Source organism: Devosia marina (assembly GCF_009758415.1).
In the GTDB taxonomy this organism is placed as follows: domain Bacteria; phylum Pseudomonadota; class Alphaproteobacteria; order Rhizobiales; family Devosiaceae; genus Devosia; species Devosia marina.
The window spans coordinates 25,642-38,148 of sequence record NZ_WQRF01000010.1 but is presented as its reverse complement, the minus strand read 5'-3'; the positions used below and the strand labels follow the sequence as shown (position 1 = coordinate 38,148).

The window sequence follows — 12,507 nt, the reverse complement described above, 5'->3', positions numbered from 1 at the left end:
GGTCCGGCCGCCCCGCCGTTCCGGTGCTCGCAAAGGAATGGCTCCCATGGACTATCGCGGAATTTTCGAGGATGCAGTGGATACACTGCGCGCAGAGAAGCGCTATCGCGTCTTTGCTGACCTCGAGCGTATCGCCGGCAAGTTTCCCAAGGCTGTGTATCGTGACGATGCAGACAATGCCCGCGAGATTACGATCTGGTGTTCCAACGACTATCTGGGCATGGGCCAGCACGACAAAGTCGTGACGGCCATGCAGCAGACCGCCGCCAGCATGGGTGTGGGCGCGGGTGGCACGCGCAACATTTCGGGCACCAACCGGCCGCTGATCGAGCTTGAGCGTTCGCTCGCCGATCTGCACCGCAAGGAAGCCGCGCTGGTTTTCACCTCGGGCTTTGTGTCCAACGAAGCGGCGATCTCGACCATTGCCCGCCTGCTGCCCGACTGCGTCATCTTTTCCGACCAGCTCAACCATGCCTCGATGATCCAGGGCGTGCGCCAATCGGGCATGGAAAAGAAGATTTTCCGCCACAATGACGTGGCGCACTTGCGCGAATTGCTCAGCCAGGTCGACCGCAAGCGCCCCAAGCTGATCGCCTTCGAAAGCGTCTATTCGATGGATGGCGATGTCGCCCCCATCAAGGAAATCTGCGACCTGGCCGAAGAATTCGGGGCGCTGACCTATATCGACGAAGTGCACGCCGTGGGCATGTATGGTCCGCGTGGCGGCGGCATTGCCGAACGCGACGGCCTGATGGACCGGATCGACGTCATCGAGGGCACGCTGGCCAAGGGATTTGGCGTGATGGGTGGCTATATCGCCGCCAATCGCTCGATCATCGATGCGGTGCGCTCCTATGCGCCCGAGTTCATCTTCACCACCGCCCTGCCCCCGGCGCTCTGCGCGGCGGCCCGCGCCTCAATCGAGCATTTGAAGGGCAATGGCGAAGAACGCCTGATGCATCAGCGCCAGGCGCGGCTGACCAAGGCGATCCTGGCCGATGCCGGCCTGCCGGTGATGGAAACCGACACCCATATCGTGCCGCTGATCGTGGGCGATGCGCGGGCGGTCAAGGCGGCCAGCGACATGCTGCTCGACAAGCACAATATCTATATCCAGCCGATCAATTACCCGACGGTCCCCAAGGGCACCGAACGGCTGCGCATCACCCCGACGCCGCTGCATAGCGACGAGATGATCTTCGAGTTGCGCCATGCGCTGGTGAGCGTATGGACGAGCCTGGAACTGCCGCGCGAACGGGCCGATGCGGCGATAACTGCCAGCAAGCTGACTAGCGGGGACCTGACGCTGCCCAGCCTGGGCGGCTAGGTTTGAGACTGAGGTGCTCGGCCTGAAGACCGGGACCGTCGCCAAAAAAAGCTCAGCCCGGTTGATCGACATCAAGGCCGGCCCGCAGTTGGGGGGACATAGTCTCCCTGCAACGGGGAGTGTGTGCCGTGTCCATTCTCATCGTCTATGACAGCATATTCGGCAATACCGGGCAGATCGCCCAGGCTATGGCGGACGAATTGAGCAAGACGCATGAGGTCAGGCTGGCCACGGCACAGCAGGCCCAAGGCATGGATTTGTCCGGCGTTGACCTGCTCATTGTCGGATCGCCCACGCGGGGGTTCCGGCCGACGCCTGAAATCCAGGAATTTGCTTCCCGCCCCGACCTGGCAGGCCCCGCAGCCGCGTTCGACACACGTATCGATCTCGACACGATCGAGCCCGCGCCCCTGCGTTGGGTTGTTCACGCGGGCGGCTATGCTGCAGAACGGCTGGCCCGAGAGCTGACCGAGCAAGGTTGTGTACTGGTCGGGGACACAGCCGGCTTTGTCGTCCTGGGCCAGGAAGGTCCCCTGAAGGTGGGCGAAGTCGAACGCGCCGCCCAATGGGCGCGAGACCTGATCGAACAGTTGCCCGGCAATGGGAGACGCTGAACGTGTCGCCACCAGTCACGATGACGTTGTGCTAGCTCGTAAGCACAATCCTCATCAGGTCGGCGGTGTTGCGGGCGCCGAGCTTTTCCATGACGCGGGCGCGATGCACTTCGATGGTGCGGGGGGAAATGCCGAGTTCGCGGCCGGCTTCCTTGTTGGACTGGCCATTGGTGATCAATTGCAGCACCTCGCGCTCACGCGGGGTGAGCTGGGAAAAACCGCGCACCTCGACGGGGCGGCCTCCGGCCTGCATGGCGCCGAGATGCACATCCTTGCGCAAGGCGTCCCGCACCACTCTGAGCAGCAATTCGCTGTCGATGGGTTTGCTGAGCACATCGGTCGCCCCCAACTTCATGGCAGTGACCGCAGCTTCCAGTTGCGGTTCGTTGGCGAGCATGATGACGGGCGCGCCGGTGCGCAGTCCCTTGACCCGGCGCAACAGGCTCAGCCCGTCTTCTTCACCCTGATTGAGATTGATGACCGCCACGTCTGGCCGCCGGCGCTCCAGCGCGGCGAGGAAATGCGCGGCCTCGAGAGAGAAGATGGTCTGGAAGCCCTCCAGGCGAAACAGCACGCTGAGCGCTTCGCAGGTGCCCGGATCCGGATCGACGATATGGACCAGCCGGTCCCGGTTGAGAAATGCGTGGTAATAGGTATGCGTGTTCATGCCATAGCCCCTTCCGGCAAGTTCGCTTTTCGAACGGTAGCCAGGGCGCACGACGGTCCGCATGGCAAAAGCGTATCCGCTTTTACCCCGCTGCACCTCTGCCCAGGTGTCCCGCAAGTGTAGTTTGCTCTAAGTGGTGGCGCCGTCCGATACGATGAATCCGTAGGATCGACTACCTACGAACTAGGTATATATTCATTTGCCTTCGTGTCAACGACTTTATTCCTAACCTCTTGGACAATAAAGGCCGGCATTGCTGCCGACCCTTCGTCTAATCGCGTCTCAGTTCAGGCCTTGCCACTGGCCCGGATGGCGTCGCGGATTTCGGTGAGCAGCACTTCTTCCTTGGATGAGGCCGGTGTTGATTCCACCGGTTCCTTGGCGGCTTCGCGCTTCATCGAATTGATGCCCTTGACCACCATGAAGAGCACGACGGCGATGATGGTGAATTTGACCACGGCATTTATGAAGAGCCCGATATTGAGCGTGGCCACGCCTGCTTCCTGGGCAACGGCCAGCGAAGGCACGGCCACATCATTGGGGTTGGACAGCACAACGAACAGGTTTGAAAAATCGATCCCGCCCAGCAGCAGACCAATCAGCGGCATGAAGATGTCGTCAACGATGGAGGAGACGATGGCCCCGAAAGCCGCACCGATGATCACACCGATGGCCAGATCGATCATGTTGCCCTTGATAGCAAAGTCCCGAAATTCCTTGAACACGCTCATTTAGACCCTCTCGCATTATTGGCCCCGCCCCACTCCGGCGACCGCCGCGGTTAACCATCAACAAGGATTGAAAGGCTTTGGGGCAAAAAGCAATGGTCCCAAGGGCGGTCTTGCGCCGGGCCGGTCCGAGGCTGATAAGGTCGAGATACCGCAACCTGCCACTGTGCGAACCCAGATGAGCCTGCTCGACCACGATCCGACACGCGCCATTGCGCTGGCCATCGACCATATTCCACAAGGCGTCGCCGTGTTCGACGCCGGCTTGCGCCTGGTGACCTCCAACCAGCGCTACAACAGGCTGTTGCATCTGCCCGAAGATCTGATCCGCCCTGGCTCAGCGCTGTTCGACATTGCCCTGTTCATGGCCGAGCGCGGCGACCTTGGGCCTGGCGATGCGGCGCAACTGGCCATCGAGCGCATCAAGGAGCTGACCGCGGCACTAACCAGCGTGACCCAACGCCTGGGCAATGCCGGCCAGGCCCTGGAGTTTCATTCGAGTCGCCTGCCCAATGGCGGGCTGGTGGTGAGCTTTTCCGACGTCACCGCCCGGGTGCGTGCCGAACAGCAACTGGCCCAGGTCAACCAGACCCTGGAGCGGCGGGTGGAGGAGCGCACGGCCGCGCTCAAACAAGTCAATACCGAACTGGAAGCGGCCCGCGCCAAAGCCGATGCATCCAATCATGACAAGACGCGGTTTCTGGCGGCGGCCAGCCACGACCTGCTGCAGCCGTTGAACGCGGCGCGGCTCTATACTTCCACGCTGATCGAACGCGCCAAATCGACAGGCTTTGCCGAACTGGCCAATTCCATCGAGGCGTCGCTGACGGCGGTGGAAGACATCATGTCGGCGCTGCTCGACATCTCTCGCATCGACAGCGGCGCGCTCAAGCCGGCGCCGGCGCCGATCCAGGTGCAGGATCTGCTCAAAAAGACCGAAGTTGAATTTGCCCCCATGGCGCGGGAGCGCTCGATTTCGCTGCGGATCGTTGCCACCAAGGCCAGCGTGATGGCGGATCGCTCGCTGGTGGGGCGCATCGTGCAGAACCTGGTGTCCAATGCCATCAAATATACCCCGGTTGGCGGCAAGGTGCTGGTGGGGCTGCGCAAACGCGGCAATCGCTGGCGGCTCGACGTGATCGATACCGGCATCGGTTTCAACAGGGACCAGCACCGGCTGGTCTTTGCCGAGTTTTCCCGGCTCGAACGCGGCGCGCGCATGGCGCAGGGACTTGGACTGGGGCTTTCGATCGTGCAGCGCCTGGTAACAGCGCTTGGGCTGACACTGGAGCTGGACAGCCGCGAAGGCAGCGGGTCGCGCTTTTCGATTTACCTGCCCGCGGTGCGCAATGCCCGGCCGACCAGCCAGCCAGAGGCCCTGCCGCCGGAGCCCAGCTTCGGTACGCTGAGCCTGAAGGTGCTGTGCGTGGACAATGAGCGCGCCATTCTCGAGGCCATGGAGGGGTTGCTGAACCATTGGGGATGCGAGGTGCGCACGGCGCTCTCGCTCAAGCAAATTGACCGCGAGCATCTGCTCGAAGGCTGGTATCCCGATCTGGTGCTGATGGATTATCATCTCGACCAGACCTCGGGCCTGGATGCCATCGAGTGGCTGCGGCATAATATTGGCGGGCATTTGCCGGCCGCATTGGTCACCGCAGACCGCAGTCCCGCCGTGCGGGCATTGGCAGAGGATCGCGGCATTGCCGTGGTCACCAAGCCGGTCAAGCCCGCGGCGCTGCGCGCCACGATCAGCGGCCTGGCCAATCAGGGTGGCGGCAAGCGCGGGGTGTAGACCGGCGCTTTACGCCTCAGCCGCCGCGCCAAGTCGGCTCGCTCATCTGGGGCAGGTTGTAGAACTGGCGCACCACATCCCAGCCTTCCCTGGCGGTATCAACCACGGTGAACAGGTCCGTATCGTCGGGGGATATGGTCCCGGCCTCTGCCAGAGCCTCAAGGTTGATGACCTTGGTCCAGAATTCCTTGCCGAACAGCAGGATGGGAATGCGGTCCATGCGGCCAGTCTGTATCAGGGTCAGGCTCTCGAAGAATTCGTCCAGCGTGCCGAAGCCGCCCGGAAAGACCGCTACCGCCCTGGCTCGCATCAGGAAGTGAATCTTGCGGGTGGCGAAGTAGTGGAAATTGAAGCTCAGATCCGGCGTCACATAGAGATTGGGCGCCTGCTCGTGCGGCAGCACGATATTGAGCCCGATCGAGGGCGCACCCATATCGGCCGCGCCGCGATTGCCCGCTTCCATTACGCCGGGCCCACCACCGGTGGTCACCACATATTCCTTGAAGTCCATCGAGGCGGCAGTCTGCGAGGCGAACTGAGCGAACTTGCGCGCCTCGTCATAATAGCGTGAAGCGGCCTCGAGATTGCGGCGCTGCGTTTCGTTCTTGGCCGCCCAGGCCGGCTTGCCCGGCTCGGGAATCCGTGCGCCGCCAAACAGCACCACTGTGGAATTGATCCCATGTTCGCGCAGGCGGAATTCGGGCTTGAGATATTCGAGCTGGAAGCGCACGCCACGCGTGTCCTCCGAAGTCATGAACTCGTCGTCGGCAAAGGCGAGGCGATAAGCGGCGCTGCGCGTCTGTGGCGTATCAGGCGCCTTGCGCGAGACGGCAACATCCTCGCTGGAGGTACGCAGGGATGTCGGATGACGACGTTTAGACAAGACAAACTCCCGATTGGCAGGCGCGCCACACTTCAGCGCCGGTTGCCTGCTGGCCTTCCAAAGACAAGCTGGTAACCATTTTGGCTATAAAGACCTAAGAAGGGCATAACCAGCCGTGGTTGTTCGGGCAAGGGCAAGGACACGGACACGGTCAACGGGTTCACGCGCGTGGCAGCGGCGTCCACGTGCCCCTTGATGAGCGCCAGTGGCAAGACAGGGCATGATATAATTGAGGAGCATGACTCCTCCCGCTTATCTTTCACCGAACACCTGTTTTATTCACAACTCTTCAATAATCGCATGGCCTTCTGATGTCCGGAGGGCAAACAATTGTTGCTGTTCACGGACCGGGAACTGGTGCAGGAGGGGGAACTCAAGCGGCTGATCATGCGCGGGGTGTGCCGCATGTTCCCCATCCATGCTGCGCCCACCATCAAGGTCAAAAATGCCTTGATTTTGTGCGATGTCGATCTTGAGAATCTTGCCAGCGCCAGCATGTTGCGCCTGGCGCTGGCCGTACATCGCGCGCCCGACAGCCCTGTCGTGTTCTTGCTAAGGGACCGCAACCACCACACCGAATCCCAGGCCCGCGCCTTGGGGGCCAGCGATTTGCTCAGCGGTGAGGAGGGCATCAACGCCGCGCTGCGGCAGTTGATGGCCAAGTTTTCGTTTCTCAAGACCCATCAAAGCTGCGTACCGCCCGAAACACAGCTCGCTATCGAAGACCTGCTCGAGCCCAATACTTGGAACGCTGCCGGCAATTATCAGGGCCTGATCGATGCGGGCGCACAGGCAGTACTCGACGCCGTCGAGGCCGAAGGCATCCATCACTGGATGGAGGAGGTGATGTCCTATGACAATCTGACCTACCAGCATTGCCTGCTGGTTGCAGGCACGGCCGCGGCGTTTGGCTCGTCACTGGGGTTTTCGCGCGAAGACAAGGTTCTCCTGACTACGGCCGGATTTGCGCACGATGTCGGCAAGGCCTTCATACCGCTTGAGATCCTGAACAAGGAAACGGCCCTGGACGCGGCAGAAATCGCCAATGTTCGGCGGCATCCGATGATCGGCTACGCCATTCTCAAGGAGCACGGCGTCCAAAATACGGATGTGTTGGGCTGTGTGCGATCGCACCATGAACTGCTGGACGGCTCTGGCTATCCGGCGGGCCTGACGGGCAACAGCCTGCCGGACCTGGTGAAGATGGTGACCATCTGCGATGTCTTTTCGGCACTGGTGGAGCGCCGGACCTACAAGCAACCGGTCACCTCCGAAGCGGCCTATGACTATCTGACGGACAATGAACAGTGGTTCGACCAGGCGCTGGTGCGGGCCTTTCGACGCAGTATTCTGCCGACATGACGCCCGCGTGAGGGCGTCACTGGCTGGGAGCCTCGCCGGCTCGTTATCCCGCCCCCCTTGCATCCCGGCATCAAAATCCGCATATAGCCCCTCGGGAGGTTGGCGCGGACGTGTTCCTCGCCAACCGGGTCAGGTCCGGAAGGAAGCAGCCCCAACGAGATCCTCACGGGTCGATGCCAGCCTCCTACTCAATTCCCTGTTCAGAATCGGGCATCGGACAGCGCAATATCGGCATTGGCCTTTTGCGACATGGTCCGGCTTGCCCTATGTTCCGGACATGACCAATGGCAGATTCCCCGGCAAGAAGGACAAGGACAGGCCGCATGGCTGACACTCAGACCACGCCCTATCTGGTCCTGGCTCGCAAATACCGCCCGCGCGACTTCTCGACCCTGGTCGGGCAGGACGCGATGGTGCAGACGCTGGGCAATGCCTTTGCGCAAAACCGCATCCACCACGCCTTCATCCTGACCGGCGTGCGCGGCGTGGGCAAGACGACCACGGCCCGCATTCTGGCCCGCGCCTTCAACTATGAGGACGAAACCGGCCGCCACCCAACGCTGGAGCTGGAAACCGAAGGCGCCCATTGCCGCGCGATCATCGAGGGGCGCCATGTCGATGTCGTGGAGATGGACGCTGCCTCCAATACCGGTATTGGCGACATCCGCGAAATCATCGACTCGGTGAAATACGGGCCGGTTTCGGCGCCCTACAAGGTCTATGTTATCGACGAGGTGCACATGCTCTCCACAGCGGCCTTCAACGGGCTGCTCAAGACGCTCGAAGAGCCGCCGCCTTATGTGAAATTCATCTTTGCCACCACCGAGATCCGCAAGGTCCCGGTGACGATCCTGTCGCGCTGCCAGCGCTTCGATCTGCGGCGCATTCCGGCCGACGTGATGTCGGCCTATCTCGAAAAGATACTCGGCCAGGAGGGCATCGGCTTTGAACCGGACGCGCTGGCCATGATTGTACGGGCCGGTGAAGGCTCGGCGCGCGACTCGCTCTCGCTGCTCGATCAGGCCATTGCCCATGGCAATGGTTCGGTGAGCACGGCGACGGTCAAGGCCATGCTGGGCCTGGGGGATCGGGCGCGGATCATCGACTTGTTCGAAGATTTGATGGGCGGCCGGATTGCCGAGGCCCTGGTTGCGCTCAAGGAACTTTATGATCTGGGCGCCGATCCACAGACATTGTTGGCCGATCTTGCCGAATTCACGCATCTGGTAACCCGCATCAAGGTGGTGCCGGCGGCGGCAGACGACGCTTCGCTGACCCCGGACGAACGGACGCGTGGCGCCGATCTGGCGCAGCGCCTGCCGATGCGGGCGCTGACCCGGGCCTGGCAGATCCTGTTCAAGGGCAATGAGGAAACCGGGCGGGCCGGCAATGCGCTGCAGGCCGCCGAGATGACACTCATTCGCCTGGCCTATGCAGCCGATCTCCCCAGCCCTGACGATGTGATTTCCAAGCTGACCCAGCAGGGCAGCCTGCCTTCGGGTGGCGGCAGTGCACCGCCTGCGCCCCGCGGGCCATCCGGCGGCGCGTCCGCCATGCGCGTCGAGGCCATGCAGACCAGCCCCTCGCCCGCTCCGGTGGCGGCGCCTTCGCCAGCGCTTCCCGCGTCGCGGCCACAGGCCGTTGCGCAGCCGGCGCTGGCCACGGTGGCGTCGTACAAGGATCTCATTGGCTTGGCCGCCGCCAAGCGCGATGTTCTGGTCAAGCTGGCGCTGGAAAGCCAGATGCGTCCGGTCTCGTTCGAGCAGGGCCGGATCGAGGTGGCGCTGAGCGATGGCGCCGACCCTGGCATTATCGCCACGCTCTCGGCGCGCCTGCAGACGTGGACCGGGCAGCGCTGGCTGGTGATGGTCTCGACCAAGGCCCCCGAGGGGCTGACCATCCGGCAGGAAAATGAGCAGCGCAAAGAGGCGGCCACGGCCGCCGCGCATGATGATCCGCTGGTCAAAGCCATATTGGAAACATTTCCGGGCGCCAAGCTGGTGAACGTGACGGTGCGTGACGATGAAGCCGCGCCCGCCGAACTGGCTCCGCCCCCAATTGAAGAGGACGACGAATGAAAGACATCATGAATATGATGAAGGCCGCCGGCGAGATGAAGGCCAAGATGGAGGCCATGCAGGCCGAACTGGCCGATCTGGTGGTCGAGGGCCGCTCGGGCGGTGGCATGGTCAGCGTATCGCTGAGCGGCAAAGGCGAAATGAAGGGTATCAAGATCGATCCTTCATTGCTCAAGCCGGAAGATGCCGAGATGGTCGAAGACCTGATCATTGCCGCTTTTAACGACGCCAAGGGCAAGAGCGAAGCTGAAGCCCAGCGCAAGATGGCTGACGTGACGTCCGGTCTGCCGATCCCCCCGGGCATGAAGCTGCCGTTTTAGGCTCGCCCCGCTGTGGCCTCCGGCGGACCTGAAATTGAACAGTTGATCCAGCTTCTGGCGCGTCTGCCAGGGCTTGGGCCACGCTCGGCGCGGCGCGCGGTGCTGCACCTGATCAAGAAGAAGGAGCAGCTCATGCTGCCCCTTTCGGCGGCCTTGGACCGCGCCGTGCTTGCGGTCAAGAGTTGCGAGGTGTGCGGCAATGTCGACACCACGTCGCCCTGTTCGATCTGCGCCGATCCCCGCCGGGGCGAGAGCGGTATTCTGATCGTGGTGGAAGATGTGGCCGATCTCTGGGCGCTGGAGCGCGCCGGCGTGGGCCAGGTGCGCTATCACGTATTGGGTGGTGTCTTGTCACCGCTCGATGGCGTGGGACCGGATGACCTCAATCTTGAGGGCCTCATCGCGCGGGCGCACGACTATTCCGAAATCGTCCTTGCCATGAATGCCACTGTCGAGGGGCAGACGACGGCCCATTACATCACCGATCGGCTGACGGGGACGGATATCCGTGTGACGCGGCTCGCTCATGGCGTGCCGGTGGGCGGAGAGCTGGACTATCTCGATGAAGGCACATTGAGCCAGGCGCTCAAGGCGCGGACCGTAATCTGACAGCCTCCGCCCTGCCCTGGCGGGGAAGGACTGGAGTGAGGTGGCCTGGCGCCCCAAAAGATGCTCTTCTAGTTTAAATGCGGGTCGAACTCCTCGCTGCCGTGCCAGGCGTGGTCATCGTCGACGGGACCGTCCTCGTCTTCCTCATAGAAGACCTCTTCGCCGATCAAGGCATCGCGCGCGTCGGTGTCGTCGGGCGACAGGGCGTCGAGGTGATCGGCGGGATCGGATGACATGGAGGCATCAATGTTGCCGGTGTCATCGGTGTTATCGAGATCACGCTGCAATTCTGCGATGGCGCGGTCGAGTTCCTCAAGCATATAGGCCGGGTCCTGACCACCGAAATCACCGCTTTCGCGCTCGGCGGCCTCGTGGCGCATCTCCCACAGCCGAGCCAACCGATCCCGTGCCGGACGGTCATCGCCATAGAGCAAATCCTCGATCTCGCTTTGGCTATAGGGCTGGGCAATGCCCGGCGTATCGGCATTGTCGAAACTGGTTTCCTGGGGCACGAGGCTGCCCGGATGATCGTGGTTCTGCACCATGACTGATCTCCCTTATGCAGTTGCACGAGGATGAAACGCACAAGCGGGACCCGGGTTCGATCACATGATCGAATTCAATTGAGATCGCCCGGCTCATCCTTGACCAGTCGCAATGCCGGGCCTTCTTCGCTGCCACCATCCCATGTGGGTGGAATGGGTTTGCTCGACTTGGCGCCGAGTTCGCGCAGCATTTCGACCTGCCGCACGACATTGCCGCGCCCGGAGGTCAATTGATCCCTGGCCTTGGTATAGGCGCGCTGGGACTTGTCGATGGCGTCCCCGACCTGGTCCATGGTCCCAAGGAACCCAGCCACCTTGTCGTAAAGCTGGCCGGCGCGCTCGGCGATTTCTTCGGCATTCTGGTGACGCTTTTCTATATCCCAGACATTGCGCACTGTGCGCAGCACGGTCATCAGCGTGGTCGGCGTGGTCAGCATCACCCCCTTGCCCATGCCGAATTCGACCAGCTTGGTATCATGCTGAATGGCCGTGGCCAGCGCGGATTCGATGGGCACGAACATCATCACATAGTCCAGGCTGGACTTCGCGGCCCGATTGTAGCCCTTGTCGCCTAAAGTGGTGATGTGACCGCGCACCGACGCAATATGCGCCCGCAAATGCTGGTCGCGGTCATCTTCGGGGCTGTTCACAAAGGCTTCGAAGGCGGTCAGGGACACCTTGGAGTCGATTACCAGCCGGTCGCCATTGGGCATCAGGATTTCGACATCGGTGCGCAGGCGCTGACCATCCTCGCCGCTATGGCTCTGCTGGGTGAAATATTGCTCGCCCTCGCGCAGTCCAGACTGTTCGAGAATGGTGGCCAGGATCATCTCGCCCCAGGCGCCCTGGGTCTGCGAATTGCCCTTGAGGGCGCGGGTGAGGTTCTGCGCCTCGGTGGTAATTTGCAGATTGCTTTCTGCCAAGGCGCGGATGCGCTCGCCCATGGCGGAGCGGTCCTCGACCAGGTTCTTGTGGAACTCGGTGATCTTGTCCTGCAAGGGCTTCAACAGTGTGTCGACCTGCTCGCGGTTCTGCTTGGTAAAGGTCTCGCCATGGGTGCGCAGCACATCGCCAGCAATGGATTTGAACTCGTCGGTCATTTGCTGGCGCGCTTCCATGAAGCGCTTCAGATTCGCCTCGTTCTGGCGCGCCTGCTCGTCGAGCCGCGTGCGCATGGCGGCCAGTTCGGATTGCAGGCCGCTGGATTTTTCACGCTCGGTGTCAAGCAGATCGCTGGCGCGATCACGCTCGCGCTCAAGTTGGGCTTCAAGATCCCGGATTCGCGTATCACGGAAGGCGATCTGTTCGAGAAAGCTCGACTTCAACCCCTCGGCCGCCTCGCGGGCCCGCTGTTCGGCACGGGCCGCGCTAGCGCGCGCCGAAGCAACAAGCCAGATGATCAGCAGGACAACCAGGGCCAGCACGCCGGCCAGCAGGGCCATGGCGTTCGTGACGGGGAACTGGCCGAGAGTGAACAATGTCATATCGAGAGCTTGCATGGCGTGAGCTTAATCCGATTCTGCTGTTCGCAAAATGTTCTGCTGCTGCGGTGGATTGAATAGGGCTGCAGTTGACCCGG

At 62.0% G+C, this 12,507-nt stretch carries 12 protein-coding genes and 1 other RNA gene; 8 read left to right on the top strand and 5 right to left on the bottom strand.

The genetic code is table 11. From position 1 onward, the window contains the following. Positions 1-46 precede the first annotated feature (46 nt). The gene (gene hemA, locus GO014_RS17420) at positions 47-1,327 is read left to right on the top strand and encodes a 5-aminolevulinate synthase (protein ID WP_116589399.1); all 1,281 of its coding nucleotides are present in this window, start codon (positions 47-49) and stop codon (positions 1,325-1,327) included. Between the two features lie 128 nt (positions 1,328-1,455). Further along, positions 1,456-1,941, top strand: a complete 486-nt coding sequence (locus GO014_RS17415; protein ID WP_210252475.1) for a flavodoxin domain-containing protein — start codon at positions 1,456-1,458, stop codon at positions 1,939-1,941. A gap of 31 nt (positions 1,942-1,972) precedes the next feature. Here the strand turns inward: GO014_RS17415 and GO014_RS17410 are convergent, their stop codons facing one another. Both GO014_RS17410 and mscL read right to left on the bottom strand, forming a co-directional pair. After that, on the bottom strand, positions 1,973-2,608 hold the full coding sequence (locus GO014_RS17410) for a response regulator transcription factor (protein ID WP_165836861.1): 636 nt from the start codon (positions 2,606-2,608) through the stop codon (positions 1,973-1,975). A 287-nt stretch (positions 2,609-2,895) separates the two neighbouring features. Next, a complete protein-coding gene (gene mscL / locus GO014_RS17405; protein WP_343031006.1) occupies positions 2,896-3,333 on the bottom strand; it encodes a large conductance mechanosensitive channel protein MscL in 438 nt (145 codons plus the stop codon). 181 nt (positions 3,334-3,514) lie between these two features. On the opposite strand from mscL, the gene GO014_RS17400 reads away from it, so the two are divergent. Beyond that, positions 3,515-5,131: an ATP-binding response regulator gene (locus GO014_RS17400; protein ID WP_157291600.1), complete on the top strand. Its 1,617-nt coding sequence runs from the start codon at positions 3,515-3,517 to the stop codon at positions 5,129-5,131. Between the two features lie 16 nt (positions 5,132-5,147). Here the strand turns inward: GO014_RS17400 and GO014_RS17395 are convergent, their stop codons facing one another. Beyond that, on the bottom strand, positions 5,148-6,014 hold the full coding sequence (locus GO014_RS17395; protein ID WP_157291599.1) for an LOG family protein: 867 nt from the start codon (positions 6,012-6,014) through the stop codon (positions 5,148-5,150). Between the two features lie 330 nt (positions 6,015-6,344). Here GO014_RS17395 and GO014_RS17390 point away from each other — a divergent pair, with 330 nt between their 5' ends. The 5 genes from GO014_RS17390 (at position 6,345) to recR (ending at position 10,383) form a co-directional block, all read left to right on the top strand. Beyond that, complete coding sequence (locus tag GO014_RS17390; RefSeq protein WP_157291598.1) at positions 6,345-7,376, top strand: HD-GYP domain-containing protein; 1,032 nt, start codon at positions 6,345-6,347, stop codon at positions 7,374-7,376. Positions 7,377-7,469: 93 nt separating this feature from the next. After that, positions 7,470-7,565, top strand: an RNA gene (ffs, locus tag GO014_RS17385) — signal recognition particle sRNA small type. Between the two features lie 95 nt (positions 7,566-7,660). Further along, positions 7,661-9,454 (top strand): DNA polymerase III subunit gamma/tau, encoded by a 1,794-nt coding sequence (locus GO014_RS17380; protein ID WP_425482097.1) that lies wholly within the window; start codon positions 7,661-7,663, stop codon positions 9,452-9,454. Continuing rightward, positions 9,451-9,774, top strand: coding sequence for a YbaB/EbfC family nucleoid-associated protein (locus GO014_RS17375; RefSeq protein ID WP_116589409.1), 324 nt, complete (start codon positions 9,451-9,453; stop codon positions 9,772-9,774). The genes GO014_RS17380 and GO014_RS17375 overlap by 4 nt, the downstream gene beginning before the upstream one ends. A 12-nt stretch (positions 9,775-9,786) precedes the next feature. Next, the gene (gene recR, locus GO014_RS17370) at positions 9,787-10,383 is read left to right on the top strand and encodes a recombination mediator RecR (protein WP_343031003.1); all 597 of its coding nucleotides are present in this window, start codon (positions 9,787-9,789) and stop codon (positions 10,381-10,383) included. A 68-nt stretch (positions 10,384-10,451) separates the two neighbouring features. Here the strand turns inward: recR and GO014_RS17365 are convergent, their stop codons facing one another. Together GO014_RS17365 and GO014_RS17360 are read right to left on the bottom strand one after the other, a co-directional pair. After that, positions 10,452-10,928, bottom strand: coding sequence for a hypothetical protein (locus GO014_RS17365; RefSeq protein ID WP_157291595.1), 477 nt, complete (start codon positions 10,926-10,928; stop codon positions 10,452-10,454). A gap of 74 nt (positions 10,929-11,002) precedes the next feature. After that, positions 11,003-12,412 carry a DNA recombination protein RmuC gene (locus GO014_RS17360; RefSeq protein WP_157291594.1) on the bottom strand — a complete coding sequence of 470 codons (1,410 nt, stop codon included), beginning with the start codon at positions 12,410-12,412 and terminating at the stop codon, positions 11,003-11,005. Between the last annotated feature and the right edge of the window lie 95 nt (positions 12,413-12,507).